The organism is Azospirillum sp. P4_B5, from assembly GCF_056402275.1.
Genome location: NZ_JBFUHT010000001.1, coordinates 168848 through 195037, shown reverse-complemented (window position 1 = coordinate 195037; position 26190 = coordinate 168848). Strand labels below are relative to the sequence as shown.

The following is a 26190-nucleotide window of genomic DNA, read 5'->3' as shown; positions in this document are numbered from 1 at the left end:
CGTTTACTTGGTCCGCCTGCCCTAACCTTGCCGATCTTTGTCGGGACCAATGAATATGAACATATGTTCAAAAACCTTCGCGACGAAGAGCCTGACGAAGTTTATCGCGGCCGTCGGCTTGGCCGTTTGCCTCCTCTTGCCGGGAGTGGCGCAGGCCGAAAGTGAACGGCCCCATATCGTCGCTACCACCGGCATGGTCGCCGACCTCGTGCGGGCGGTGGCCGGCGACCGGGCGGAGGTGGAGGCGCTGATGGGCGAAGGCGTCGATCCGCACCTGTTCAAGCCCACCCGCTCCGACACGGTGAAGCTGCTGCGGGCCGACGCGGTGTTCATCAGCGGCCTGCATCTGGAAGGCAAGATGACCGCCGCCTTCGACCGGCTGCGCGAGTCCGGCAAGCCGGTGGTGGCGCTGGGCGATGCCGTGCCCAAGGAGCGACTGCTCAACCCGCCGGAGTTCGAGGGCGCCCACGACCCGCACATCTGGATGGATGTGGGGATCTGGGCCGGCACCCTGCCGGCCATCCGCGACGGGCTGGCGCGGCTCGACCCCGCGGGTACGGAGACGTACGCCCGCAACGCCGACGCGTACGGGGCGGAACTGGCCCGGCTCGACACGTACGCCCGGCGCATCCTGTCCTCAATCCCCGACGCGGCCCGCGTGCTGGTCACCGCCCACGACGCCTTCAACTATCTGGGCCGCGCCTACAGGATCGAGGTGCGCGGCATCCAGGGGATCAGCACGGAATCCGAAGCCGGTCTTCGAATCATCGAAGAATTGGCCGCGCTGCTGGCGGACCGCGGCGTGCCGGCGGTCTTCCCGGAAACCAGCGTGTCCGACCGCAACGTCCGCGCCCTGGTCGAAGGGGCGGGAGCGCGCGGCCATCGGGTGACGCTGGGCGGCGCCCTGTTCTCCGACGCCATGGGCGCGCCGGGCAGCTATGAAGGCACCTACATCGGCATGATCGACCACAATGTGACGACCATCGCCCGCGCGCTGGGCGGCGAGGCGCCGGCCGGCGGCTTCCAGGGCAAGCTCGCCCTGGCGCAGCGCTGACGCGGCGGATAAGGAACGGACCATGCAGTATCTCTGGCGCACCCCCGGCAGCCGCACCGCCCCCGAAGAGGCCTCGCCCATCGGGCCGCCGCCCCTGGAGATCCGCGGCCTGACCGTCGCCTACCACCGCCGGCCGGTTCTGTGGAACGTCGACTACGCCGCCCCGCCGGGCGGGCTGATCGCCGTGGTCGGGCCGAACGGCGCGGGCAAGTCGACCCTCATCAAGGCGTGCCTCGGGCTGGTCCCGCGGGTGTCGGGCACGGTCGAGGTGTTCGGGCGCCCGATCGCCAGGCAGCGCCGCCTGATCGGCTATGTGCCGCAGCGGGAAAGCGTGGACTGGGACTTCCCCGTCTCGGCGCTCGACGTGGTGGCGATGGGCCGCTACGGGAAGATCGGCTGGTTCCGCCCGGTCACCCGCGCCCACAAGGAGGCGGCGCTGCACGCGCTGGAGCGGGTGGGCATGGCCGACTTCGCCCGGCGCCAGATCGGCCAGCTGTCCGGCGGACAGCAGCAGCGCGTCTTCCTGGCCCGCGCGCTGGCGCAGGAGGCGCAGCTCTATTTCATGGACGAGCCCTTCGCCGGGGTGGACGCGGCGACGGAGCGCGCGGTGCTCCAGGTGCTGCGCGACCTCGACGCCGCCGGGCGGACGGTGATCTGCGTCCACCACGACCTCCAGACGGTCAGCGACTATTTCGACCACGCCTTGCTGCTCAACACACGGGTGGTCGCCCAGGGGCCGGTCGCACGGGTGATGACCCCCGATCTGCTGTCCCGCACCTACGGCGGGCGGCCGATGCCGGCCCCGGCAGCCGCGGAGGCATCATGATCGATGAAGCCTTGCGCATCCTGACCTTCCAATCCGGCTTCAACAGCGCCGTGGTGGTCGCCGGGACCGCCGCGCTGGGGCTGGCCGGCGGGACGGTCGGCACCTTCCTGCTGCTGCGCCGCCGCGCGCTGGTCAGCGACGCGCTGAGCCACGCCACCCTGCCCGGCATCGCCGTCGCCTTCCTGGTCGGGGCGGCGCTCGGCCTGCCGGAACGGTCGCTGCCGCTGCTGCTGACCGGGGCGGTGGCCAGCGGGGTGGTCGGGCTGCTGACCGTGCAGGCGCTGTCCCGCTTCACCCGGCTGACCGAGGATTCGGCGATCGGCGCGGTTCTGTCGGTCTTCTTCGGGCTGGGCGTCGTGCTGCTCAGCGTCATCCAGAATCTGGAGCTGGGCGGGCAGGCCGGGCTGAAGACCTTCATCCTGGGCCAGACCGCCGCCATGGCGCAGGGCGAAGCCATCGCCATCGGCCTGCTGGCCGCCGGAGCGGCGCTGGCCGTCGCCCTGCTGTTCAAGGAATTGCGGGTGCTGGCCTTCGACCCCGGCTTCGCCGCCGTGCAGGGCTGGCCGGTGGGGGCGCTCGACCTCGTGCTGATGGGACTGGCGACGCTGGTGACGGTGATCGGGCTTCAGACGGTGGGGCTGATCCTGGTGGTGGCGCTCCTCATCATCCCGCCCGCCGCGGCGCGCTTCTGGACCGACCGGCTGCCCGCCCTGACCGTCGCCGCGGCGGTGATCGGCGCGCTGTCCGGCTGGCTCGGCGCCACCCTGTCGGCCCTGCTGCCCAAGCTGCCGGCGGGGGCGGTGATCGTCCTGGTCGCCGGGGGCTTCTTCCTGCTCAGCTTCCTGTTCGCCCCGGCGCGCGGGCTGGTCGCCGCCGCGCTGCGCCAGGGGCGGCTGCGCCTGACCTTCGCGGAGCGGCGCGCCCTGACCGACCTTTTGGACGGCCGGCCGGTGGAAAGCTCCGTGGCGCTCTGGCTGCGTCTGCGCGGTTTCACCCGGGACGGTGCCCTCACCCCTGCCGGGCAGACCGCCGCCCGCGCGGCGGCGCGCGACCGCCGGCTGTGGGAGCGGTTCCTGGCCGACTACCCGGCCCTGCTGCCCACCCACGCCAACTGGGGCGTCGACCCCATCGACTCGGTCCTGCCCGGCGACATGGTCCGGCTGCTGGAGGAGCGGAGCGCCCCGTCATGATGCCCGACGTCCAGGAATTCCTTCAGATCGACGCCCCCGCCCTGCTCGCCGCGGTGCTGGCCTGCGCCGCCTGCGCGCTGGTCGGCAACTTCCTGGTGCTGCGGCGCCAGGGGATGATGGGCGACGCGGTCAGCCACGCCATCCTGCCCGGCATCGTCGGCGGCTTCCTGGTCGCCGGCACGCGGGAGACGCTGCCGATGATGCTCGGCGCGCTGGCCGCCGCGGCGCTGGCCGGCCTGCTGATCGAGGCGGTGCGGCGGCTGGGCCGGCTGGAGTCCGGCGCCGCCATGGGCGTCGTCTTCACCGTGATGTTCGCCGCCGGGGTGGTGATGATCGAGCAGGCGTCGGCCGGCGGGGTCGACCTCGACGCCGACTGCGTGCTCTACGGCCAGTTGGAGACGATCCTGTGGCTGGCCCCCAAGGGCTGGGAGTCGCTGACCGACCCGGCGGTGTGGGCGGCCCTGCCGCGGGAGGTGCTGACGCTGGCCGCGGTCTTCACGCTCTGCGTCGCCCTGGTCGGGCTGTTCTACAAGGAGCTGAAGATCACCACCTTCGACCCGGCGCTGGCCTCCACGCTGGGCATCCCGGCGGGGCTGTTCCATTACGGGGTGGTGCTTCTGGTCGCCGCCACGGCCATCGCCGCCTTCGAGGCGGTGGGCTCCATCCTGGTCATCGCCATGCTGATCGCCCCGCCCGCCGCCGCCCGCCTGCTGACCGACCGGCTGGCCGCGCAGATCCTGCTCAGCGTCGCGCTGGGGGTGCTGGCGGCGCTGGCCGGCTATGGCGCCGCCGCCTTCGGGCCGATGCTGCTGGGGGCGTCGCACTCGCTGAACGCGGCGGGGATGATCGCGGTGGCGTCCGGGCTGATCCTGGCGCTGGCCGTCCTGTTCGGGCCGCGCCACGGCCTGCTGGGGCGGCGCCGCGCCGTCGGCCGGCTGCGCGCCGCCCCCGGATTCATTGCTCCGGAGGCGCAAAAGCCGTAACGTTTTCGCTTCGTCCGATGCGGAGCGCCGAATGCCGTTCCCCCACCGCCGGCTGCGCCGTTGGAGCTGGCTCACCCTGATCGCGTTCCTCCTCCTGATGGCGAGCGCGCTGCACACGCTGCAGCATCTTCTGGAGCATGGAACGGGCGAGCTGATCTGGCCCTTCTTCGGGATCGGGCTGGCCGGCGTGGTGATGGGTCTGGCGGTGCTGCACGAACGGGAGGCCACCCGGCGCGCCCAGGCGGAGGCCCGCGCCGCCGACAGCCGGGCGGCCGACGCCCACCGCCGCCTGTCCGAAGCCATCGAGGTCGTCAACGAAGGCTTCGCCCTGTTCGACGCCGACGACCGGCTGGTCCAGTGCAACGCCCGTTTCCGCGAGATCTACGCCCTGCTGGGGCCTCTGGAGCCCGGCATCACCTTCGAATCGCTGATCCGCCGCGCCGCCGCCGCCGGCCAGTACCCCGACTGCGGCCCCGGCGACATCGACCGCTGGGTCGGGCGGGAGATGGAGCGGCACCGCAACCCGCAGGGGCCGCAAGTGCTGCGGATCGGCGACGGGCGCTGGTTCAAGATCGAGGAGCGGCGGACCAGCGACGGCGGCTATGTCGGCCTGCGCACCGACATCAGCGAGCTGAAACGGCGGGAGCAGGAGCTGGCCCACAAGTCCGACCTGCTGGAGGCCACCTTCAGCGCCATGTCGCAGGGCCTCGTGGTGTGGAGCGCGGACTATCATTTCCTGACCTGCAACCGGCGCCTGCGCGAGATGCTCGACCTGCCGGACGACGCGCTCCATCCCGGCCTCAGCATGCCCGGCTTCCTGCGCTTCATGGCCGAGCGCGGCGAGTTCGGCCCCGGCGACACGGCGGAGATCGTCGCCCGCCACCTGACCAACCTGCGTCCCGAGGGCGTCAGCCGCATCGAGCGCACGCGCCCCGACGGCCGGGTTCTGGAGATCACCGCCAGCTTCCTGCCCGACCGCTCGGTCCTGATGACCTACACGGACATCACCGACCACCGCCGGGTGGAGCGGGCTCTGCGCGAGAGCGAGGACCGCTTCCGCAAGCTGTCGGACGCCGCCATCGACGGCATCCTGGTGCACGAGCAGGGGGTGATCGCCGACGCCAACCGCGCCGCCGCCGCCATCCTGGGCTATGCGCCGGACGAGCTGACGGGGCAGTCCATCACCGCGCTGATGGCGCCGGAGGACCGCGAACTCTCCTGGCAGCGCATCCGCGCCCGCGACGAGTCTCCCTTCGAGTCCGTCTGCCTGCGCCGCAACGGCGAGCGCCTGACGGTGCAGGGGGAGACCCGCTACGTTCCCTACCGCGGGCGGACGATGGCGATGGTGTCCTTCCGCGACATCACCGCCCACCGCCGCACCGAGGCGCAACTCCGCCTCGCCAAGGAGCAGGCGGAACTGGCGAGCCGGGCCAAGTCGGAGTTCCTGCGCACCATCAGCCACGAGATCCGCACCCCGATGAACGGCGTCCTGGGCATGCTGGGTCTCCTGCTGGACGGCCCGCTGGGGGAGGAGCAGCGCGCCTACGCCCGCACCGCCCGCGAGTCGGCGGAGGCGCTGCTGTCCATGCTGAACGACATCCTGGACATCTCCAAGATGGAGGCCGGAAAGCTGACCCTGGAGTCGGGCCGCTTCTCCCCCGCCGAGGTGGTGGAGAGCGTGGTCGAGCTGCAGGCCGCCCGCGCCTTCGCCAAGGGGATCGAGCTGGCCGTCTGCGTTCCCGGCGGCCTGCCGGCGGCGTTGCGCGGCGACTCGGGGCGGGTGCGGCAGGTCCTGCTGAACCTCGTCGGCAACGCCGTGAAATTCACCGACCACGGCGGCGTCGCCGTCACCCTGTCGGCGGTGGCGTCGGACCAGGACGGCGAAGGCCGCGCGCCGCCACGCTTGCGCTTCGAGGTGGCCGACACCGGCATCGGCATTCCACAGGACGCGCAGGCCGACCTCTTCACCGAATTCTCACAGGTGCATCCCCGCCTGTCACGCCGCCACGACGGCGCCGGGCTGGGGCTGGCGATCTCCAAGCGCCTGGTGGAGATGATGGGGGGAAGCATCGGCTTCGACAGCGCCGCCGGTCAAGGCAGCCGCTTCTGGTTCACCCTGCCGCTGGAGCCCGAGCCGCTGGAGCCCGGTACGCCGCGGATCCCCGACGCGGAGCCGCCGTTGGCCGGCCAGACGGTGCTGCTTTTGGAGTCCAATCCCGTCGCCCGGCGGACTCTGGCCGAACAGCTCCGCTCCTGGGGCGCCACGGTCAGCGCGCCGGACGTGATGGCGATGGTGGCGGGGCTGGACGCCGGCACCCTGCCCGTTGCCGATGCCGCGGTGATCGGCAGCGTGGAAACCCCGGTCGCCGGTTCCCTGCCTGACCGGCTGCGCGCGCAGGGCGTCGGGCGGATCGTCCGGCTCGCGCTGCCGCACCGGAGCATGGGAGGGGATGGCAACGGCGCCGACGCTACGGTGACGAAGCCGGCCCGGCCCTCCCGCCTGCTCGCCGCCGTGACCGGGCGGAGCGAGGCGGAGGCGCCGCCCGCCGCCCCGCCGCCTGCGCAAAGCCCGGCCGCCCCGTCCACCGCTGGAACGGGCCGGCGGATTCTCCTGGTCGAGGACAGCCCAACGAACCAGATGGTCGCCGCCCTGCTGCTGCGCGGCGCCGGCTATCGGGTCGACATCGCAAACAACGGGCGGGAAGCGCTGGAGGCGGTGGAGGCCGCGGCGCCCGGCCCGTCGCCCTACGGGCTGGTCCTGATGGACCTCGCCATGCCGGAGATGGACGGGCTGACCGCCACCCGCCGGCTGCGCGCCCTGCCGCCGCCGGCCGGCAGCGTCCCGATCATCGCCATGACCGCCGACGCCATGGACAGCGACCGCGAACGCTGCCTGGCCGCCGGGATGAACGGGCACGTCGCCAAGCCCATCGACCGTCCGCATCTGCTGGAGACGGTCGCCCATTGGCTGGACGCCGCCCCGTTGGAGTCCGCCGCGCCCGCCGTTCCAGCGGACGCTCCCGCTCCGGTCACGGCCGACGTGCCGGAGTTGGGCGTTCTGGACATGGAGGTCCTGCAACAGCTCGCCCGGGATCTCGACGCGGAGCTTCTGGCCGACGTCCTTCGCCAGTTCGTTGAGGAGACGCTGGAGCGGGCGGAGAGGATCGCCGGCGGCGGGGCCAAAGCGGCGGGGGGAGGCCCGGCCGATCTCACCGGGCTGGCGAAGGAGGCCCACACGCTGAAGAGCACCGCGGGGACCTTCGGCGCCCGCGACCTGTCGGCGGCCGCCCGGGCGCTGGAGCTGGCCTGCCGGAGCAACGCGGTGGGCGAGGTGACGTCGCTGTGCCGCGACATTCCCCGCCTCACCCGGGAAGCCGTGGAGGCGTACCGGGTCCGCGGCTACGTCACGTCATGACGTCGCTTCACTCCATGACGCTGATGTTGACCGCGGCGTCCTTGCCGTTGTTGCCGCGCGCGACCTCGAACTCGACGCGCTGGCCCTCGGACAGGGCGTGAAGACCCGACTTCTGCACGGCCGTGATGTGCACGAACACGTCCTTGGCGCCGGCCTCCGGCGCGATGAAGCCATATCCCTTGGTGGTGTTGAACCATTTGACGGTGCCGGTGGTCATAAGGCGAACTCCTGCTCCTCGGTCGGGGGCCTGCCGCCGGTCCGCGCCGCGGGGCGCAACGGGTCGGCGAAGGACGATGGACGGTGCGGCGGTCATGTGCGGCGATCCGGTGTGGCGCCACGCGGAAGCGCAAGCAAAGCAACGCGAGGGGAGGCTAGCTGGATGGCACCGCAACCGGCAAGGCGGCTTCACGGCATATGCCCAATGTAGCCAGACCGGTCATTTTGAAATAAGCCGATGGCGGCAGGTCCCGGCACGGCAAGACTTTCGATGGTCTTGCGTGAATTGAACGCACACGAAGTCTATGCTTCGGCAGAACCAATGGTGCGGGGCAAGAACGGGGGATGGGACTCCCGGCGCGACCGGGTGTCAGAGTTTTCCTTCGGCCTGCCAGGCGAGGCGCTTGCGGTAGATGGTCGAGGCGCTGATCTCCAGCAGGGCCGCGGCGCGGGGGATATTGCCGTCGCAGGCGGCGATGGCCTCCTCGATGGCGTCGCGCTCCACCTCCCACAGCGGCTTCACCGTCTTGGGGGATGGCGCGTGGGCCACGGAGCCATGGCCGCCACCATGACCGTTTCCGCCGCCGTTCGCGGGCAGCGGCGCGGCGGTCCCCGCCGGGGTGGCGAGCGGGGCCGGCAGCATGGCCGGCGTCACCGTGTCGCCGTCGTGCAGCACCACGATGTTGCGCACCACGTTCTGCACCTGCCGCACGTTGCCCGGCCAGTGGTAGGTGCGCAGCGCCTGTTCCGCCGCCGGAGAGAAGCGGACGAAGCCCTTGCCCTCCTCCCGCGCGTAATCGGTCAGGAACTGGCCGCAGATCTCCAGCACGTCGTCCTCGCGCTCGCGCAGCGGCGGCAGGTGGATGGGGATGACGTGCAGGCGGTAATAGAGATCCTCGCGGAACCGCCCCTCCTCGACCTCGCGCAGCGGGTCGCGGTTGGTCGCGCAGATGATGCGCAGATCGACCTTCTCCAGCTTGCTGCCGCCGACCGGCGTGAAGGTGCCGGTCTGGATGAAGCGCAGCAGCTTCGTCTGGAGGTCGGGCGCCAGCTCGCAGATCTCGTCGAGGAACAGGGTGCCGCCGTTGGCCCGCGCCGCCGCCCCCTCGCGGTCGGCCACCGCCCCGGTGAAGGAGCCCTTCATGTGGCCGAAGATCTCGCTCTCCATCAGGTCCTTGGGGATGGCCCCGCAGTTGATGGCGATGAAGGGCCGGTCGGCCCGCGGGCTCTGCCGGTGGATGGCCTCGGCGCAGACCTCCTTGCCGGTCCCCGATTCGCCGGTGATGAAGACCGTCGCGCGGGAGGAGGCGGCGCTGTCGATGATCCGGTAGACCGCCTGCATCGCCAGCGAGGAGCCGAGGAAGCCGTGGTAGCGGCTGCGCCCCAGGTCCTTCTCGAAGCTGTCGACGAGCTGGGCGAGGCGCAGCCGCTCCATGGCGTTGCGCACGGTGACGGTCAACCGTTCCGCCGAGAAGGGCTTCACCAGGAAATCATAGGCGCCGTAGCGCATCGCCTCCACCGCCACCCCGACCGACCCGTGGGCGGTGATGATGATGACCGCGCAGGGCAGCGCCTGGGCGCTGATCCGCTTCAGCACCTCCATCCCGTGCATGTCGGGAAGCTGGAGGTCCAGCAGCACGATCCGCGGCACGCCGTCGGCCAGCTGCTCCAGCGCTGCGGCCCCCGTCTCCACCGTGGTGACGGCGGTGCAGTCCTTCTTCAGGAACTCCGCATAGACGCGGGCCAGCGACGGCGTGTCTTCGACGAGAAGGATTGGCGTGGAGCGCGGGGGCATGGACCGTTTGAATTCAAAGGAAAAATGCAGAAAAGACCATCGGATCGCCCTGGTTATCAGCAAATCCTTAAAAATGCACTCTACGCGATGTTGGGCCGTGGACGAAAGACCTGGCATGCGGCCGCGCAACGAAATATCACGCCACAGTTTCACACCCCCGTCATGGATGTGCATTTCACACCGGGTTCGCTGTGAGGATCAGCGATGGACGCTTGTACCGGGCGTCGTGATGGAATATCTGAATTCTACAAAATCCATAGCAAGGAGCGGCGGACCCCCGTGGCCGAAACATCCGTGCTGTCCGGCAAGCGCATCCTGCTCGTCATCGCGGGCGGCATCGCGGCCTACAAGAGCCTGGAGCTGATCCGCCGCCTGAAGGAGCGTGGCGTGCGCGTGCGCGCGGTCCTGACCCGGGCCGGGGCGCAGTTCGTCACGCCGCTGTCCGTGCAGGCGCTGACCGAGGACACCGTCTACCAGGATCTGTGGTCCCTGACCGACGAGTCGGAAATGGGGCACATCCAGCTGTCGCGCGCCGCCGACCTGCTGGTCGTCGCCCCGGCCACCGCCAACCTGCTGGCCCGCATGGCCGCCGGCATGGCTGACGATCTGGCCGCCACTGTGTTGCTGGCCACCGACAAGCCGGTGCTCGTCGCCCCGGCGATGAACGTCCGCATGTGGGAGCATCCGGCGACCCGCGACAACCTCGCGCTTCTGGAAAAGCGCGGCGTGCGCCGGGTCGGCCCGAACAAGGGCGAGATGGCCTGCGGCGAGTACGGGTTCGGGCGCATGGCCGAGCCGATGGAAATCGTCCAGGCCATCGCCGCCCATTTCGAGGAGCTGGACGCGCCCAGACCGCTGGCCGGCAGGCGCGCCCTGGTCACCAGCGGCCCGACGGTCGAGCCCATCGACCCGGTGCGCTACATCGCCAACCGCTCCTCCGGCAAGCAGGGCCACGCCATCGCCGAGGCGCTGCGGCGGCTGGGCGCCGACGTGACGCTGGTCACCGGCCCGACCCGCCTGCCCGACCCGCCCGGCTGCACCGTGCGCACCATCGAGACGGCGCGGGAGATGCTGGCGGCCTGCGAGTCGGCCCTGCCCGCGGACATCGCGGTCTGCGCCGCCGCCGTCGCCGACTGGCGCGTGGCCGGCGAATCGGACCGCAAGCTGAAGAAGGACGGCGGCGGCCCGCCGAGCCTGACCCTGACCGAGAATCCCGACATCCTGGCGACCCTGTCCCAGGCCGGGCCGCGCCGCCCGGCGCTGGTCGTCGGCTTCGCCGCGGAGACCGGCAACGTGGTCGACTACGCGACCGCCAAGCGCGCCCGCAAGGGCTGCGACTGGATCGTCGCCAACGACGTGTCGCCGGGCACCACCACCTTCGGCGGGGCCGACAACACCGTCCATCTGATCCGCGCCGACGGCGCCGAGGACTGGCCCACCATGGGCAAGGACGCCGTGGCCGCCCGCCTGGCCGAGGCCATCGCCCGGCATTTCAATCCGCCTTCCACCCCCGCCCCCCAGGAGACCATTCCGTGAGCGCAACGGCACCCGCCATTCCCGTTCCCATCGTCCGGCTCGCCCACGCCGCGGGGCTGGACCTGCCGGCCTACGCGACGGAGCATGCGGCGGGCATGGACCTGCTGGCCGCGCTGGCGGAACCGGTCGTCCTGGAGCCGGGCCGCCGCGCGCTGATCCCCACGGGCGTCGCCTTCGCCCTGCCCGACGGCTACGAGGCGCAGGTGCGGCCGCGCTCCGGGCTGGCGCTGAAGCATGGGGTCACGGTGTTGAACAGCCCGGGGACCATCGACGCCGATTACCGCGGCGAGGTCGGGGTGATCCTGATCAACCACGGCGACCAGCCCTTCACGGTGGAGCGCGGGCAGCGCATCGCCCAGCTGGTGATCGCCCGCTACGAGCGCGCCGCCTGGGCCGAGTCGGCCGCGCTTCCCGACAGCGCCCGCGGGACCGGCGGCTTCGGCTCCACCGGCCGGTTCGCCTCGTCTTCCCCCGCGCAGGAGTCGCACTGATGCTCCGCATCTCCAAGAAGCTGATGTTCGCGATCGAGGCGGTGCTGGACATCGCCTACAACGCCGGCACCGAGCCCGTGCAGTCCGGCGAGATCACCCGCCGCCAGGGCATCCCCAAGCGCTATCTGGAGCAGGTTCTCCAGCAGCTCGTCCGCGACGGCGTCCTGGCCGGCGTGCGCGGCCCGCGCGGCGGCTACCGGCTGGCCCGCGAGCGCCGGCGCATCACGCTGGGCGAGATCGTGAAGGTCGTCCGCTCCATGGAAACCGCGACCGACCCCATCGAGGAACCGGCCGGCTCCATCCTGGGGCACAAGGTGGTGCGCCCGCTGTGGAACGATCTTCAGGAGGAATGCATGAAGAAGCTCGACGACATCACCATCGAGGATCTCTGCCTGCGCGCCCGCACCGCCGGCGTCGAGAGCGAGACCGAAGAGCGCATCGATTTTACGATTTGATCCCACCCGGAGAACGGTTAAATTCTACAAATTCTGTAGAAAGTGGGAAAATACCACACACCGGAGGAGTGAAAAATGCCGGGTTCCGAGTTTCGCGGTAAGATCTACGACAGCATTCTCGACACCGTCGGCGCCACGCCGCTGGTGCGCATCAAGCGGCTGGCCGAGGAGGCCGGCGCCAAGGCCCAGATCGTCGGCAAGCTGGAGTTCTTCAACCCGCTGGCCAGCGTGAAGGACCGCATCGGCTTCGCCATGATCGACGCCGCGGAGCGCGCCGGCGCCATCGAGCCGGGCCGCACCACCCTGGTCGAGCCGACGTCGGGCAACACCGGCATCGCGCTGGCCTTCGTCGCCGCCGCCAAGGGCTACCGCCTGATCCTGACCATGCCCGAAAGCATGTCGGTGGAGCGGCGCAAGATGCTGAAGCTGCTCGGCGCCGAGCTGGTGCTGACCCCGGCGGCGGAGGGCATGAAGGGCGCCATCCGCCGGGCCGACGAGATCGTCGCCACCGATCCGAACGCCTACATGCTCCAGCAGTTCAAGAACGCTGCCAACCCGGAGATCCACCGCAACACGACGGCGGAGGAAATCTGGAAGGACACCGACGGCAAGGCCGACTTCCTGATTTCCGGCGTCGGCACCGGCGGCACGCTGACCGGCGTGTCGGAGGTCCTGAAGGCCCGCAAACCCGGTTTCCGCACCATCGCGGTGGAGCCGGAGGACAGCCCCGTCCTGTCCGGCGGCATGCCCGGCCCGCACAAGATCCAGGGCATCGGCGCCGGTTTCGTGCCGGACGTCCTGAAGAAGGACCTGATCGACGAGGTCGTCCGCATCTCCAACCAGCGCGCCTTCGAGACGGCCCGCAAGGTGGCGAAGCTGGAAGGCATCCCGGTCGGCATCTCCTCGGGCGCGGCTCTGGCCGCGGCGCTGGAGATCGGCGCCCGTCCCGAGAACGAGGGCAAGCTGATCGTCGTGATCCTGCCGTCCTTTGCCGAGCGCTATCTCTCCACCGCCCTGTTCGAAGGGTTGGAGTAACACCGGCATCCCCCTCCCACACGCGTCGTTCACGCGCGGGGGAGGGGGAACTCCAGCATGTTTTCTTGCGCAACCGGGCGGCGAATATTGCGCCGCCGCGCATCCTGCTGTAGAGTGGGGTACGTCCGGTCTTTTCGCCCGTCCTTGGCATTGGGCGGCGTTTTGACAAAAAGATTGGATTTTAGTAATCTAACCTGTCAGTGCCGGGAGTTTCAGCCGGCGCGGCTCCGCCCTTTCGGGCGACGGTCCGTCTTGCGGCACGGCCGCCCGACGATACGGGGCTGACGGCACAGGACCAGCGGGGGAGGCCATCATGGGCATCACGATTCCAAATGCCTCGACGATGAACTGGTTCCAGTTCCGCGGCATCACCGACGAATTGGACTCCAACCTCGCGTCCACCGACTATCGCAAGTTCACGGTGTCGAAAAACGGCGAATTCAATTTCAGAATCGCCGACATCAACACCAACATCAAGATCGTCGACCAGAACAACAAGGTCGTCGCCGAGGCGAAGGCGAAGAACGAGGCGGCGGAGGTCAGCGCCAAGCTCGGTCCCGGCACCTACACGGCGGTCATCTCCCAGGCCGCGCGCGGCGTGAACAACCGCGAATACACGCTGGACGTCTCCGAACGACAGAACATCATGATGGTGGGGTCGGGCGCCCAGATGAAGGGCACCGCCCGCGCCATCCTCGGCAAGGATCCCGGCGTCCAGAAGCACACGCTGACCGTCGCCCAGGGCGGCGAGTTCGTCGGCAACATGTCCCTTCCCTTGACGCGCTGGGCGATCATGAGCAAGGAGGGCAAGGTCGTGGCCTCCGGCGACACGATGGATCCGGCGAAGTCGGGCGAGGACATGCTGAAGAAATCCAGCTTCAAGATCGAACCCGGCCAGTACGAGCTGGTGATCGTTCCGCCGAAGAACGTGCTCGGTGAAATCCCCTATCAGCTCAATTTCCTTCAGAAGGTCGCCAAGTCGCCCGACGAAGCGGAGGAGCGGCCGTTCGACAAGATCATGCGGGAGCGCGAGGCCCGGCTGAAGCAGTGGGCAGCGGAGGACGCGACCAAGCCGTCCAGCCAATCGAAGACCACCCCCTACAAGATGAACCTGCTCGCCTGACGCCGCCGCCCTTGGCAAGGTCCCGAGCGAGGGGGCTTGCGTGGCATGGGGCGTTCCGCGCTATTCTGCGGATCATGGATTTCACCGACACCCAGCTTCACCGCTATTCCCGCCACATCATCCTGCCGGAGGTCGGCGGCGTCGGGCAGGAGGCGCTGCTGCGCGCCCGTGTCCTGGTCGTCGGGGCCGGCGGGCTGGGCGCCCCGCTTCTGCTCTACCTCGCCGCGGCGGGGGTGGGCACCATCGGCGTCATCGACGACGACACGGTGGACCTGTCCAACCTGCAACGGCAGGTCATCCACGACGAGTCGTCGCTCGGCGTTCCGAAGGTGGAGAGCGCCGCCGCCCGCATCCGCGCGCTGAACCCCGACGTGGCGGTGGAGGTGCACAAGGCGCGGCTGACCAGGGACAACGCGCTGGACCTGATCGGGCGCTACGACATCGTGGCGGACGGGTCCGACAATTTCGCCACGCGCTTCCTGCTCAACGACGCCTGCTATTTCGCCAGGAAGACGCTGGTGTCGGCGGCGATCCTGCGCTTCGACGGGCAGGTGTCCACCTTCAAGGCGCATCTCGGCGCCCCGCACCCCTGCTACCGCTGCCTGTTCCCGGAACCGCCGCCGCGCGGGCTGGTGCCGTCCTGCTCCGAGGGCGGCGTGCTGGGGGCGCTGGGCGGCTTCGTCGGCTCGCTCCAGACGACCGAGGTGCTGAAGGAGATCATGGGCATCGGCGAGGGCCTGTCGGGCAGCCTGATGATGCTCGACACGCTGCACGCCTCCTTCCAGCGCATCACGGTGCGCCGCGACCCGGACTGCCCGCTGTGCGGCACCCACCCGACCATCCACGATTTGTCCGCCCACTGAGCGGCGCTTGGGAGAGCCCTGACCCATGGAAGGTCCCGAGTCCCTGTCCATCGTCCTGTTCGCGGGCGGCTTCGACCGGGTTCACTACGCGCTGGTGATGGCCAGCGCGGCGGCGGCGACCAACCGCAAGGTCACGCTGTTCTTCACCGGCCGCGCCCTGAACACGCTGCTGGCCGGGGACGCGGACGGCACGCCGGGCTGGCACCGGCTGGACCCCGCCGACGACGGCAGCCGCCCGGCGGAGCGCGACGGTTTTTTCACCGCCAACGGGCTGGCCGGCTTCGAGGAGTTGCTGGAAGCCTGCGTGATGCTCAAGGTCACGGTCATGGCCTGCGAGATGGGCTTGCGCGCGCTCGGCCTGCCCGCAGGAGCCCCGCTGCGCCCGGACGTGCCGGTGAAGACCGGCGGAGTCGTCACCTTTCTGAACGACGCGCCGAAGACCGGCGCGATCCTGTTCGTGTGAGCGCCATGACCGACGACCACAGCCTGGTGATCGAACACGCGAACCGCTTCGAGGCGATCGCCGCGGAGGGTTTCGAGGGCTGGCCCTACCGGGACGCGCTGGCCCATCTGGCGCAGCATGTGACGGCGCATCCCGATCTCGCCCCGCGGGTAGCGCACGCCCTGCGCATGATGATCGGCTTCATCGAGGACAGCGACCCGGCGAAGCGCTTCGGCCCGAAGGTGGCGATCCTGCGCGAGGCGGTGGGGTTGCTGGAGGGGTAGGCAGCCCCGGGACGGGGTGCCCCCACCCTTCCCACGGCTTCGCCGCGGGCCCCTTCCCTCCCCCGCTTCGCAGGAGAGGGAAAATTGGTCCCCTCCCCCGCCCAGCGGGGGAGGGTTAGGGAGGGGGCAAGGACTGAGCCCGTTTGCGCAGGAAAACGCTCAGATGGACTTGCTGTCCAGCGCGTAACCCGCCGAGCGGACGGTGCGGATCAGGTCCATCTCGGTCTCCTCGTTCATCGCCTTGCGCAGGCGGCGGATGTGCACGTCGACGGTGCGCGGCTCGACATAGACGTCGTGGCCCCACACCACGTCGAGAAGCTGCTCGCGCGAGAAGACGCGGCCGGGATGCTGCATGAAATGGCGCAGCAGGCGGAACTCGGTCGGCCCCAGATGCACGTCGCGCCCGTTCCGGCGCACCCGGTGGGCGGCCAGATCCATGGTCACGTCGGCGAACTGCAGCGTCTCGTCGGTCATGCCGGGGGCCGAGCGGCGCAGCACGGCGCGCATGCGGGCGACGAGCTCGGTCGGGGAGAAGGGCTTGGTGATGTAGTCGTCGGCGCCGGAGTTCAGGCCGCGCACGCGGTCCGCCTCCTCGCCGCGGGCGGTCAGCATGATGATCGGAATGTCGCGCATCTTGCTGTTGCGGCGCATCTGGCGGCAGACCTCCAGGCCCGACATCAGCGGCAGCATCCAGTCGAGCAGGACGATGTTCGGCGTCTGCTCCCCGGCCAGCAGAAGGGCTTCCTCGCCGTCGGTGGCGGCGTTCACGCGGAAGCCTTCCTTTTCCAGATTGTACTTCAGCAGCGTCACGATGTCGGCTTCGTCCTCGACGACGAGGACGAGCGGCTTCAGCGCCGAATTCATGCTTGTCCCGCTCCCACTGCGCGTCTCGCCGTCACGCGGCATGTCCCGCTCCATCGTTATCCGGGCCGCCGTCCCGCGGCAATCCCCGTTCCACCGCCTCCGTCACCGATCCGCCCGGCTCGACCACGGCGAAGCTGCTGCCGTCGTTCTTCGGACGCGCCGCGCGCAACGTCGTCCCGACCACCAGATAGTGGATGGTCTCGGCGATGTTGGTGGCGTGGTCGCCGATCCGCTCCAGGTTCTTCGCCATGAACAGCAGGTGCGTGCAGGGCGTGATGTTGCGCGGGTCCTCCATCATGTAGGTCAGGACCTCGCGGAACAGGCTGGTGTAGAGGTCGTCCAGCTCCTCGTCGCGCTCCCAGGCGGCGATGGCGCGCTGGACGTCGCGCTCGATGTAGGCGTCCAGCACGTCCTTCATGATCGACTCGACCAGCCGCCCCATGCGCGGAATGGCCACCGCCGGGCGGACCACCGGCACCTGGGCCAGGGCCAGCGAGCGCTTGGCGATGTTGGAGGCGTAGTCGCCGATCCGCTCCAGGTCCGCCGCGATCTTCAGCGCCGACACGATCTCGCGCAGGTCCTGGGCCAGCGGCTGGCGCAGGGCGAGCAGGCGCACGGCCTCGGCGTCGATGTCGCGCTCGTAGGCGTCGATGCGCTGGTCGGCCTGCATGACCTGGGCGGCCAGCGCGACGTCGCGGCGGGCCACCGCCTTCACGGCGGCGTCCACCTGCGCTTCGGCGACGCCGCCCATCTGGGTGATCAGGTTGGACAGGCGCTCAAGTTCGTGCGCGAAGGAACGCACGATGTGTTCGTTGCTCATGCTTCACGTCCTTCGCTGATGGAGGAGTGGCGGCGATGCCGGGGATCAGCCGTAGCGGCCGGTGATGTAGCCCTGGGTGCGCTCGTCCCGCGGGTTGGTGAAGATTTCCTCGGTGTCGTCGCATTCCACCATGTCGCCCAGATGGAAGAAGGCGGTCTTCTGGGAGACGCGGGCCGCCTGCTGCATGTTGTGGGTGACGATGACGATCGTGTAGTTCTCGCGCAGCTCGTCGATCAGCTCCTCGATGTGGGCCGTCGCGATGGGGTCGAGCGCCGAGCAGGGCTCGTCCATCAGGATCACCTCGGGGCTGACGGCGATGGCGCGAGCGATGCACAGGCGCTGCTGCTGGCCGCCGGACAGGCCGGTGCCCGGCTCGCGCAGGCGGTCCTTCACCTCGTTCCACAGGCCGGCGCGCTTCAGCGAGGTCTGGACGATCTCGTCCATCTCGTCGCGGTGGCTGGCGATGCCGTGGATGCGCGGGCCGTAGGCGATGTTGTCGTAGATCGACTTCGGGAACGGGTTCGGCTTTTGGAAGACCATGCCGACCCGGGCGCGGAGCTGTACGGCGTCGATCGACTTGCCGTAGACGTCCTCGCCGTCGAGCGCGATCAGCCCCTCGACACGGCAGTTCTCGATGGTGTCGTTCATGCGGTTCAGGCAGCGCAGGAACGTCGACTTGCCGCAGCCGGACGGGCCGATCAGCGCCATCACGCGGTTTTCCTGGATCTCCAGGTTGATGCCCTTGAGCGCCTGTTTGGCCCCGTAGAACACCTTGACGTCGCGGGCGACCATCTTGGTGCCGTGGATGCCGGCGGCGGGACGCGAAGGCATGGCCGTGGCCGGGATGTGGGTCTGGACGCTCATGGGGTTACCAACGCCTCTCGAATTTCTTGCGCAGGAAGACGGCCAGGCCGTTCATCAGGATGAGGAAGGCGAGCAGGATCAGGATCGCCGCGGAGGTGCGCTCCGTGAAGGCCCGCTCGGGGCTGTCCGCCCACATGTAGATCTGCACCGGGATGGCCGTGGCGCTGTCGGTCAGGCCGCCCGGGATGTCCACGATGAAGGCCACCATGCCGATCATCAGCAGCGGCGCCGTCTCGCCCAGCGCGCGGGCCATGCCGATGATGGTGCCGGTCAGGATGCCCGGCAGGGCCAGCGGCAGGACGTGGTGCGTCACCGTCTGCAGCGGCGAGGCGCCGACGCCCAGCGCCGCCTCGCGGATCGACGGCGGCACCGCCTTCAGCGCGACGCGCGAGGCGATGATGATGACCGGCAGGGTCATCAGCGCCATCACCAGACCGCCGACCAGCGGGGCGGAGCGCGGCAGCCCGAAGAAGCCGAGGAACACCGCGAGGCCGAGCAAGCCGAAGATGATCGACGGCACCGCGGCGAGGTTGTTGATGTTCACCTCGATCAGGTCGGTCCAGCGGTTCTTCGGCGCGAACTCCTCCAGATAGACCGCGGCGGCGATGCCGATGGGCACCGACAGCAGCATGGTCACCACCAGCGTCAGGGCGGAGCCGACGACGGCGCCCAGGATGCCCGCCTGTTCCGGCTCGCGGCTGTCGCCGGCGGTGAACAGGGTGGTGTTGAAGGTGTTGCGGATGGAGCCGTTGGCGACCAGCGCGTCAATGGCGGCGATCTTGACGTCGTTCAGCCGGCGCTCGCTCTCCGGCACGTCGCGCCGGATGAAGCCCTTCATGAACTGGTCGATCTCGTCGTCGGCGCGGACCCAGACCGTCTGCGTGGTGCCGACGAGGGAGGGGTTGGCGTTGACCATCGCCTCCAGCTCGTACGGCGCGCCGGAGGACAGCAGGTCGTTCAGCGAGCGGCGGGTGGCGCGGTCGGTGGCCGCCGGGACCTGGGCGTAGAGCGCCTGCCGGACGAGGGCGGTGTAGTTCCGCTCCTCGACCTGCTGCTTGTCCAGGGTCACCTCAAGCCGGATCTGCGCCTGCCAGAAGGCGGTGTAGCCCTTGCTGACGATGGAGCCGAGCAGAACCACCAGCATCAGAGACGCGATCCCGACGGCGAGCATCCCGGCGATCCGGAACCGGCGCTCCGCGGCGTAGCGGCGGCGCAGGCGGGCGGAGAACTCCTCGCTCTGGTAGCGCGACTTGGTGACGGCGACCGACATGGCCCGCGTATCCTGTTCCACGAGGTCAGTCATATTTCTCTCGATACTTCTGGACCACCCGGAGGGCGACCATGTTGAGGGTGAGGGTCACGATGAACAGGACGAGGCCCAGCCCGAAGGCCGACAGCGTCTTGGGGCTGTCGAACTCCTGGTCGCCGACCAGCAGCGTGGCGATCTGCGTCGTCACCGTGGTCACGGCGTCCAGCGGGTTGGCGGTCAGGTTGGCGGTGAGGCCGGCGGCCATGGTGACGATCATCGTCTCGCCGATGGCGCGGCTGACCGCCAGCATGATGGCGGCGACGATGCCCGGCAGGGCGGCGGGCAGCACGACCAGCCGGATCGTCTCCGACTTGGTGGCGCCCAGCCCGTAGGAGCCGTCGCGCAAGCTCTGCGGCACCGCGTTGATGACGTCGTCCGACAGCGAGCTGACGAAGGGGATGATCATCACGCCCATCACGAAGCCGGCGGCCAGCGCCGATTCCGAGCTGACGCTCAGCCCCAGGCTGTTGCCCACGTCGCGGACGAAGGGCGCCATGGTCAGGGCGGCGAAGAAGCCGTAGACCACGGTCGGGATGCCGGCCAGCACCTCCAGGATCGGCTTCAGCCAGGTGCGCAGGCCTGGGCTGGCGTATTCCGACATGAAGATGGCCGCCATCAGCCCGACCGGAACCGCCACCGCCATGGCGATGCCGGTGATCAGCAGCGTGCCGGCGAACAGCGGGATCGCGCCGAAGGAGCCGCTGGAGCCCACCTGGTCGGCGCGCATGGCCATCTGCGGGCTCCAGTGCGTGCCGAACAGGAACTCCAGGGGATTGACCACCGCGAAGAAGCGGATCGCCTCGAACAGAAGCGACAGCACGATGCCGATGGTGGTCAGGATGGCGACCAGCGAGCAGATGACCAGCGCGATGTTGACCGTGCGCTCCACCCGGTTGCGGGCGCGCAGGTCGGGGTCGATCCGGCCGCGGGCGTAGAGCAGGCCGCCGATGGCGATGCAGCAGCCGATGACCAGCAGGCTCCAGTCGCCGAGCGCGTGCAGCCGCAGATAGCGCTCCGCCGCGGCGACCACCTCGGGATCGGGCTCGCGGCCGGTGGCGACGCCGTGGGCGAGGTTCAGGATGTCGGCGCGCAGCAGGCCGAGCGACTGGGCGTCGCCGTTGGCCAACCGGTCCGGCAGGCCGGCCAGGACCATCTGCATGACCAGCCAGCCTTCCGACGCCCCCCAGAAGGCGAAGAGCAGCAGGGCCGGAAGCCCCGCCCAGAGGGCGACGTAGAAGCCGTGGTAGGACGGCACCGAATGAAGCTCGACGATGCGGCCGCCGACGGAGGCGACGGCACGCGACCGGCCCATCTGGTAACCGATCACTGTGAGCAGGGCCAGAATGATGAGCAGTACCGTGAGCTGCATGCGAAACCGCCGGAAATGGGCTGAAAACGGGCTCCTGGCACAAACGGGAAACCGGCGGCCCTCCGAGGAGAGCCGCCGGTGCCGTCAGCCGGTCAGAGCTGGAGCGGGGTCAGGTTGGTCGCCGAGGTGCGGGCGGCGTCGCGCTCCGCCTTCGGCAGGGAAATCAGACCCTTGTCGGCCAGATAGCCGTCCTCGCCCATCGCGCGCTCCGAGGTGTACTCGGCGATGAACTCGCGGATGCCCGGGATGACGCCGACATGGGCGTTCTTCACGTAGACGTACATCGAGCGGGCAACCTCGTACTTGCCCGACGCGACGGTCTCCGGGGTCAGCTCGACACCGTCCATCTTGGCGGTCTGCAGCTTGTCGCGATTTTGGTCGAAGAAGCTGTAGCCGAACACGCCGAAGGCGTCGGGGTTGGCGGTCAGCTTCTGGACGATCAGGTTGTCGTTCTCGCCGGCCTCGACGTAGCCGCCGTCCTCGCGGATCGACAGGCAGGCCTTCTCGCGGGCCTTCTCGTCGGCGATGGCGGTCTTCACCTCGGCCACCTTCTTGCAGCCTTCGAGCATCACCAGCTCGTTAAAGCTGTCACGGGTGCCGGACGTCGGGGGCGGGCCGAGAACCTCGATCTCCTTGTTCGGGAGCTTCGGGTCGATGTCCGACCACTTCTTGTAGGGGTTGGCGACCATCTTGCCGTCCACCGGCACGTCCTTGGCCAGGGCCTTCCACAGGACCTGGGTGGTCAGGTCGGTGTGCGGGGCCTGCTTGGAATAGGCCAGCGCGATGCCGTCGTAGCCGATCTTCAACTCGGTGATCTGGGCGACGCCGTTGGCGGCGCACTGCTCGACCTCGGACTTCTTGATGCGGCGCGAGGCGTTGGCGACGTCCGGGTGCTGCGGGCCGACGCCCGCGCAGAACAGCTTCAGGCCGCCGCCGGTGCCGGTCGACTCGACGACCGGGGTCTTGAACTTGCCGCCCTTGCCGAAGGCCTCGGCAACCGCCGTGGTGAACGGGAACACGGTCGAGGAGCCGGCGGCGCGGATCTGGTCGCGCGACTGGGCGTTCGCAGCACCCGCGAAGGCGGCGGTCATGGCGACGACCGCAGCGGCGGTGACGGCGAGCTTCTTGGAATTCACGGTGATCCCTCCGATGGTCCGGATGTCTCTTTACCGGGGAACGCGATGGTCCAACCCCGTGCCGCCTCCCCCAGGGATGGGCGGCTTGCGGGGCGGACACTAGTCGGGGTCCGCGACGCGCTGATTACGGATTTATGACAGTTTCGTGACGACGCCCACTTTCGGTCACGCCGGACGGGGTAGACGCAACCTCTACGCTTGGCGCCGCGCGGGCTCCGCGGCGCGGCCCTCTCCCGACTCCTCCGACGCCGCCGGCAGATAGACCGTGAAGGTGCTGCCCACCCCGACCGCGCTTTCGATGGTCAGGCGGCCGCGGTGGCGGTTCACGATGTGCTTGACGATGGCCAGCCCCAGCCCGGTGCCGCCCATCGCCCGCGACCGCGCGGCGTCGACCCGGTAGAAGCGTTCGGTCAGGCGCGGCAGATGGGTGCGGGCGATGCCCTCCCCCTGGTCGCGCACGGCGACGGCGACCATCGGCATCCCCCGCCCGCCGCGGCCCGCCGGGCCGGACACCCCGACCGCCACGCCGTCGGCGAGCGACACGGCGACGGTCACGTCGGTGTTCTCGCGCGTGTATTTGATCGCGTTGCTGACGAGGTTCTGGAAGACCTGGGTGAGCTGGTCCTCGTCGCCGACCACCGCGGGCAGGCCGTCCGGCGCCTCCAGCGTCAGGCGGATGCGGCGGCTGGCCGCCTTCAGCTCCAGCGCCGCCATCACCCCGTCCAGCCGGTCCAGCACATCGACCTTTCCGGCAGGCGGCATGTGCTCGTCCAGCTCGATCCGCGACAGCGACAGCAGGTCGTTGACGAGGCGGGCCATGCGGCTGGCCTGGTCCTGCATGATCGACAGGAAGCGCTCGTGCGCCTCCAGATCCTCGCGGGCGGGGCCGCGCAGCGTCTCGATGAAGCCGAGCAGGGAGGACAGCGGCGTGCGCAGCTCGTGGCTGGCGTTGGCGATGAAGTCGGCGCGCATCTGCTCCGACCGGCGCAGCGCGGTGATGTCGTGCAGCGTCAGGATGACCATCCGCCCCGGAACGGTTCCGGCGGGCGCCCCGTCCTCGCCGGGCACCGGTCGGGGAACCCGCCGCTGGAAGGGCTTCACCCGCACCTCGAACATGCGCTCCACCGGCACCGGCAGGCTGAATTCGAGGATGCGCGAGGCGCCGCCCTTCAGCACCGCGTCCACCGCCTCCAGCACCGCCGGGTTGCGCAGCGAGGCGGCGAGGTCACGGTCGAGGATGCGGTCGCCGAACAGGGCGCGCGCCGCCTGGTTGGCCCGCGCCACCTGCCGCTCCGCCCCGACCAGGACCAGCGGGTCGTGCAGCGCCTCGATGATCGATTCGTTGGCTTCGAGCTGGGCCAGCGCCAGTTCGGTGCGGGCGTTCATGACCCGGTGCAGCCGCACCGCCGCCGCCGCCGCCGCCCGCACCGGACCGGACGCGGTGACGGGCAACGCGGGGACCGGCTCCGTCGGGCCGGCGGCGAGCTGCGCGGCGTGAGCGGCCACCGTCCGCAGGTCGCGGACATAGAGCTGGAGCATCAGCGCCACCCCGCCGATCCCGGCCAGCCCGCCCAGAACCGCCACCAGCGGTCCGATCGCCCCCTGCCGCCACAGCCACCACAGAGCCGGCAGCAGCGGCGCCAGCACCAGCGCGGCGGCGAGGATCAACCGGAGGGGCGGCATCGGCTTGGGAATCATGATCGGCGCTTTCCGTGCGTCGGACGGTTGTCGGAACGGAACTCCGCTTGTACACCATCCCGCTAGCCGGTGAGCGGGCGTCACAAAAGATTAACGCGCCGGCCGGGGAAATGCCCGGCCCGCGCGTCGTTCGAAGACAGCGCCCTTCGCTCACCAGGGCAGCGAGTCGTGGGCCGCCAGTGCCGCCGCGGTGACCAGATCGTTGACCGAGGCGCCCATGGTGACGATCTGCGCCGGCTTGTCCAAGCCGATCAGCAGCGGGCCGATCATCTGGCCGCCGGCCATCTTGTTGAGCAGCTTCGCCGTGATGTTGGCCGAATGCAGGCCGGGCATGATCAGCACGTTGGCCGGGCCGGACAGCCGGCAGAAGGGGTAGACCCGCTTCATCAGCTGGTAGTCCAGCGCCACGTCCGCCGACATCTCCCCGTCATACTCGAAATCGACGCGGCGGCTGTCGAGGATGGCGATGGCCTCGCGCAGCGGGTCGGTGTGGGGGTGCGGGTGCTGGCCGAAGTTGGAGAAGGACAGCAGCGCCACCCGCGGCTCGTGCCCCATCTGGCGCGCCTTGGCCGCGGCGCCGATGGCGATGTCGGCCAGCGTCCGGCCGTCCGGGCGGACATGCACCGTGGTGTCGGCGATCAGCACCGTGCGGTTGCGCGTCAGGAAGACGTGCAGGCCGAAGACCGGCTCGTTCGCCTTGGCGTCGATGACCCGGCGGATCTCCTCGAAGGCGACACCGAAGGTGCGGGTCAGGCCGGTGACCATGGCGTGGGCGTCGCCCTGCGCCACCATCAGCGCGGCGAAGACGTTGCGGTCCTGGTTCACCATGCGCTGGCAGTCACGCAGCAGGGCCCCCCGGCGCTGCATCCGGCGGTACAGATAGTCGCTGTAGCGGCGGTTGGCGTCGGAGACGCGGGCGTTGTGGATCTCCAGCGAGACGCCGGACTGGCCCATCGCCGCCAGCTGCTCCTTGATGACCGCCTCGCGCCCGATCAGCACCGGCGTGCCGAAGCCGGCGGCGCGGTAGGCGAGCGCCGCGCGGATCGTCCGCTCCTCCTCGCCTTCGGCGAAGACGACGCGGCGCGGGTTGGCCTTCACCTTCTCCAGGATGAGCTGGAGACTGTCCGCCGTGGGGTCGAGACGGGTGCGCAACGAATTCCGGTAGCCCGTCAGGTCGACGATGGGCTTGCGCGCCACGCCGGTTTCCATGGCGGCCTGGGCCACCGCGGCGGGGACCGTCACGATCAACCGCGGGTCGAAGGGCACCGGGATGATGTATTCCGGCCCGTAGCGCAGGCGGCGGCCCGAGTAGGCGGCGTCCACCTCGTCCGGCACGTCCTCGCGCGCCAGGGCGGCCAGCGCCTTGGCGGCGGCGACCTTCATCGCCTCGTTGATGGTGGTGGCCCGCACGTCGAGCGCGCCGCGGAACAGGTAGGGGAAGCCCAGAACGTTGTTGACCTGGTTCGGGTAGTCGGAGCGGCCCGTCGCCACGATGGCGTCGGAGCGGACGGCCTTCACCTCCTCCGGGGTGATCTCCGGGTCGGGGTTGGCCAGCGCGAAGATGATCGGCTTGGCCGCCATCGACTTGACCATCTCCGGCGTCATCGCGCCCTTGGCCGACAGGCCGACGAAGACGTCGGAGCCGGCGACCGCTTCCTGGAGCGTGCGCTTGTCCGTATCCACCGCGAAGGACGACTTCCACTGGTTCATGCCGTCGGTGCGGCCGCGGTAGACCACGCCCTTGGTGTCGCACAGGATGATGTTCTCGCGCGGCACGCCCATGGTCGTGAACAGCTCGGCGCAGGCGATGCCCGCCGCCCCGGCGCCGTTGACCACCATCGTGACGTCCTTGAGGTTCCGCCCGGTGATGTCGCAGGCGTTGATCAGGCCGGCGGCGGCGATGATGGCGGTGCCGTGCTGGTCGTCGTGGAAGACGGGGATGTCCAGAAGCTCGCGCAGGCGCTCCTCGATGATGAAGCAGTCCGGCGCCTTGATGTCCTCCAGATTGATGCCGCCGAAGCTCGGCCCCAGGAAGCGGACGCAGTTGACGAACTCGTCCACGTTCTTCGTATCGACCTCCAGGTCGATGCCGTCCACGTCGGCGAAGCGCTTGAAGAGGACCGCCTTGCCCTCCATCACCGGCTTGGAGGCGAGCGCGCCGAGGTCGCCCAGACCCAGCACCGCCGTGCCGTTGGAGATGACGGCGACGATGTTGCCCTTGGCCGTGTAGTCGTAGGCCGTGCTGGGGTCTTCCGCGATGCGCAGGCAGGGAACGGCCACGCCCGGCGAATAGGCCAGCGACAGGTCGCGCTGGGTCGTCAGCGGCTTGGTCGGCGCGATCTCCAGCTTGCCCGGACGCCCGGAGGAGTGCAGCAGAAGGGCTTCTTCGTCGGTGACGCGCTTTGTATCGGGTTCGGTCATC

General features: G+C 69.7%; 23 protein-coding genes. 13 read left to right on the top strand and 10 right to left on the bottom strand.

Going from position 1 to position 26190, the window contains the following annotated elements:
• The first annotated feature begins 49 nt into the window (after positions 1-49).
• The 5 genes from AC1DVI_RS00930 to AC1DVI_RS00910 are packed head-to-tail and all read left to right on the top strand — an operon-like array spanning position 50 to position 7468.
• On the top strand, positions 50-1054 hold the full coding sequence (locus tag AC1DVI_RS00930) for a metal ABC transporter solute-binding protein, Zn/Mn family (RefSeq protein ID WP_476956416.1): 1005 nt from the start codon (positions 50-52) through the stop codon (positions 1052-1054).
• A 22-nt stretch (positions 1055-1076) separates the two neighbouring features.
• Complete coding sequence (locus AC1DVI_RS00925) at positions 1077-1880, top strand: metal ABC transporter ATP-binding protein (protein ID WP_476956415.1); 804 nt, start codon at positions 1077-1079, stop codon at positions 1878-1880.
• Complete coding sequence (locus AC1DVI_RS00920; RefSeq protein WP_476956414.1) at positions 1877-3070, top strand: metal ABC transporter permease; 1194 nt, start codon at positions 1877-1879, stop codon at positions 3068-3070. Before AC1DVI_RS00925 ends, AC1DVI_RS00920 begins: the two co-directional genes overlap by 4 nt.
• The gene (locus AC1DVI_RS00915; protein WP_476956413.1) at positions 3067-4053 is read left to right on the top strand and encodes a metal ABC transporter permease; all 987 of its coding nucleotides are present in this window, start codon (positions 3067-3069) and stop codon (positions 4051-4053) included. The genes AC1DVI_RS00920 and AC1DVI_RS00915 overlap by 4 nt, the downstream gene beginning before the upstream one ends.
• Positions 4054-4084: 31 nt before the next feature.
• Complete coding sequence (locus tag AC1DVI_RS00910; RefSeq protein ID WP_476956412.1) at positions 4085-7468, top strand: PAS-domain containing protein; 3384 nt, start codon at positions 4085-4087, stop codon at positions 7466-7468.
• A gap of 7 nt (positions 7469-7475) precedes the next feature.
• On the opposite strand, the gene AC1DVI_RS00905 is transcribed toward AC1DVI_RS00910, so the two are convergent.
• Together AC1DVI_RS00905 and AC1DVI_RS00900 are read right to left on the bottom strand one after the other, a co-directional pair.
• Positions 7476-7685 carry a cold-shock protein gene (locus AC1DVI_RS00905; RefSeq protein WP_014238764.1) on the bottom strand — a complete coding sequence of 70 codons (210 nt, stop codon included), beginning with the start codon at positions 7683-7685 and terminating at the stop codon, positions 7476-7478.
• A gap of 369 nt (positions 7686-8054) precedes the next feature.
• Positions 8055-9479 carry a sigma-54-dependent transcriptional regulator gene (locus AC1DVI_RS00900; protein WP_476956411.1) on the bottom strand — a complete coding sequence of 475 codons (1425 nt, stop codon included), beginning with the start codon at positions 9477-9479 and terminating at the stop codon, positions 8055-8057.
• A 279-nt stretch (positions 9480-9758) separates the two neighbouring features.
• On the opposite strand from AC1DVI_RS00900, the gene coaBC reads away from it, so the two are divergent.
• The 8 genes from coaBC (at position 9759) to AC1DVI_RS00860 (ending at position 15708) form a co-directional block, all read left to right on the top strand.
• Positions 9759-11015, top strand: coding sequence for a bifunctional phosphopantothenoylcysteine decarboxylase/phosphopantothenate--cysteine ligase CoaBC (gene coaBC / locus AC1DVI_RS00895; protein ID WP_476956410.1), 1257 nt, complete (start codon positions 9759-9761; stop codon positions 11013-11015).
• The gene (gene dut, locus AC1DVI_RS00890; protein WP_476956409.1) at positions 11012-11506 is read left to right on the top strand and encodes a dUTP diphosphatase; all 495 of its coding nucleotides are present in this window, start codon (positions 11012-11014) and stop codon (positions 11504-11506) included. The genes coaBC and dut overlap by 4 nt, the downstream gene beginning before the upstream one ends.
• Complete coding sequence (locus AC1DVI_RS00885; protein ID WP_149164576.1) at positions 11506-11961, top strand: RrF2 family transcriptional regulator; 456 nt, start codon at positions 11506-11508, stop codon at positions 11959-11961. Before dut ends, AC1DVI_RS00885 begins: the two co-directional genes overlap by 1 nt.
• Before the next feature lie 75 nt (positions 11962-12036).
• Positions 12037-12996, top strand: coding sequence for a cysteine synthase A (cysK, locus tag AC1DVI_RS00880; protein WP_476956408.1), 960 nt, complete (start codon positions 12037-12039; stop codon positions 12994-12996).
• Between the two features lie 313 nt (positions 12997-13309).
• The gene (locus tag AC1DVI_RS00875; protein ID WP_476956407.1) at positions 13310-14119 is read left to right on the top strand and encodes a hypothetical protein; all 810 of its coding nucleotides are present in this window, start codon (positions 13310-13312) and stop codon (positions 14117-14119) included.
• A gap of 74 nt (positions 14120-14193) precedes the next feature.
• A complete protein-coding gene (locus AC1DVI_RS00870; protein ID WP_476956406.1) occupies positions 14194-14982 on the top strand; it encodes a HesA/MoeB/ThiF family protein in 789 nt (262 codons plus the stop codon).
• A 25-nt stretch (positions 14983-15007) separates the two neighbouring features.
• Positions 15008-15445 carry a hypothetical protein gene (locus AC1DVI_RS00865; RefSeq protein WP_476956405.1) on the top strand — a complete coding sequence of 146 codons (438 nt, stop codon included), beginning with the start codon at positions 15008-15010 and terminating at the stop codon, positions 15443-15445.
• A 5-nt stretch (positions 15446-15450) separates the two neighbouring features.
• Entirely contained in the window at positions 15451-15708 is a 258-nt protein-coding gene (locus tag AC1DVI_RS00860) for a hypothetical protein (protein WP_476956404.1), read from the top strand.
• Between the two features lie 159 nt (positions 15709-15867).
• Here the strand turns inward: AC1DVI_RS00860 and phoB are convergent, their stop codons facing one another.
• The 8 genes from phoB to AC1DVI_RS00820 all read right to left on the bottom strand — a co-directional run bounded on the left by phoB (position 15868) and on the right by AC1DVI_RS00820 (position 26189).
• Entirely contained in the window at positions 15868-16572 is a 705-nt protein-coding gene (gene phoB / locus AC1DVI_RS00855; protein WP_145623059.1) for a phosphate regulon transcriptional regulator PhoB, read from the bottom strand.
• A gap of 31 nt (positions 16573-16603) precedes the next feature.
• Complete coding sequence (gene phoU, locus AC1DVI_RS00850) at positions 16604-17392, bottom strand: phosphate signaling complex protein PhoU (RefSeq protein ID WP_476956403.1); 789 nt, start codon at positions 17390-17392, stop codon at positions 16604-16606.
• A 45-nt stretch (positions 17393-17437) separates the two neighbouring features.
• The gene (pstB, locus tag AC1DVI_RS00845) at positions 17438-18223 is read right to left on the bottom strand and encodes a phosphate ABC transporter ATP-binding protein PstB (protein WP_173400345.1); all 786 of its coding nucleotides are present in this window, start codon (positions 18221-18223) and stop codon (positions 17438-17440) included.
• A gap of 37 nt (positions 18224-18260) precedes the next feature.
• Positions 18261-19559 carry a phosphate ABC transporter permease PstA gene (pstA, locus tag AC1DVI_RS00840; protein ID WP_476956402.1) on the bottom strand — a complete coding sequence of 433 codons (1299 nt, stop codon included), beginning with the start codon at positions 19557-19559 and terminating at the stop codon, positions 18261-18263.
• Positions 19552-20934 (bottom strand): phosphate ABC transporter permease subunit PstC, encoded by a 1383-nt coding sequence (pstC, locus tag AC1DVI_RS00835; RefSeq protein WP_476956401.1) that lies wholly within the window; start codon positions 20932-20934, stop codon positions 19552-19554. The genes pstA and pstC overlap by 8 nt, the downstream gene beginning before the upstream one ends.
• Positions 20935-21026: 92 nt before the next feature.
• Positions 21027-22070 carry a PstS family phosphate ABC transporter substrate-binding protein gene (locus tag AC1DVI_RS00830; protein ID WP_476956400.1) on the bottom strand — a complete coding sequence of 348 codons (1044 nt, stop codon included), beginning with the start codon at positions 22068-22070 and terminating at the stop codon, positions 21027-21029.
• 192 nt (positions 22071-22262) lie between these two features.
• A complete protein-coding gene (locus tag AC1DVI_RS00825; protein ID WP_476956399.1) occupies positions 22263-23768 on the bottom strand; it encodes an ATP-binding protein in 1506 nt (501 codons plus the stop codon).
• Positions 23769-23918: 150 nt separating this feature from the next.
• Positions 23919-26189, bottom strand: a complete 2271-nt coding sequence (locus AC1DVI_RS00820; RefSeq protein ID WP_476956398.1) for an NADP-dependent malic enzyme — start codon at positions 26187-26189, stop codon at positions 23919-23921.
• Position 26190: the final 1 nt, after the last annotated feature.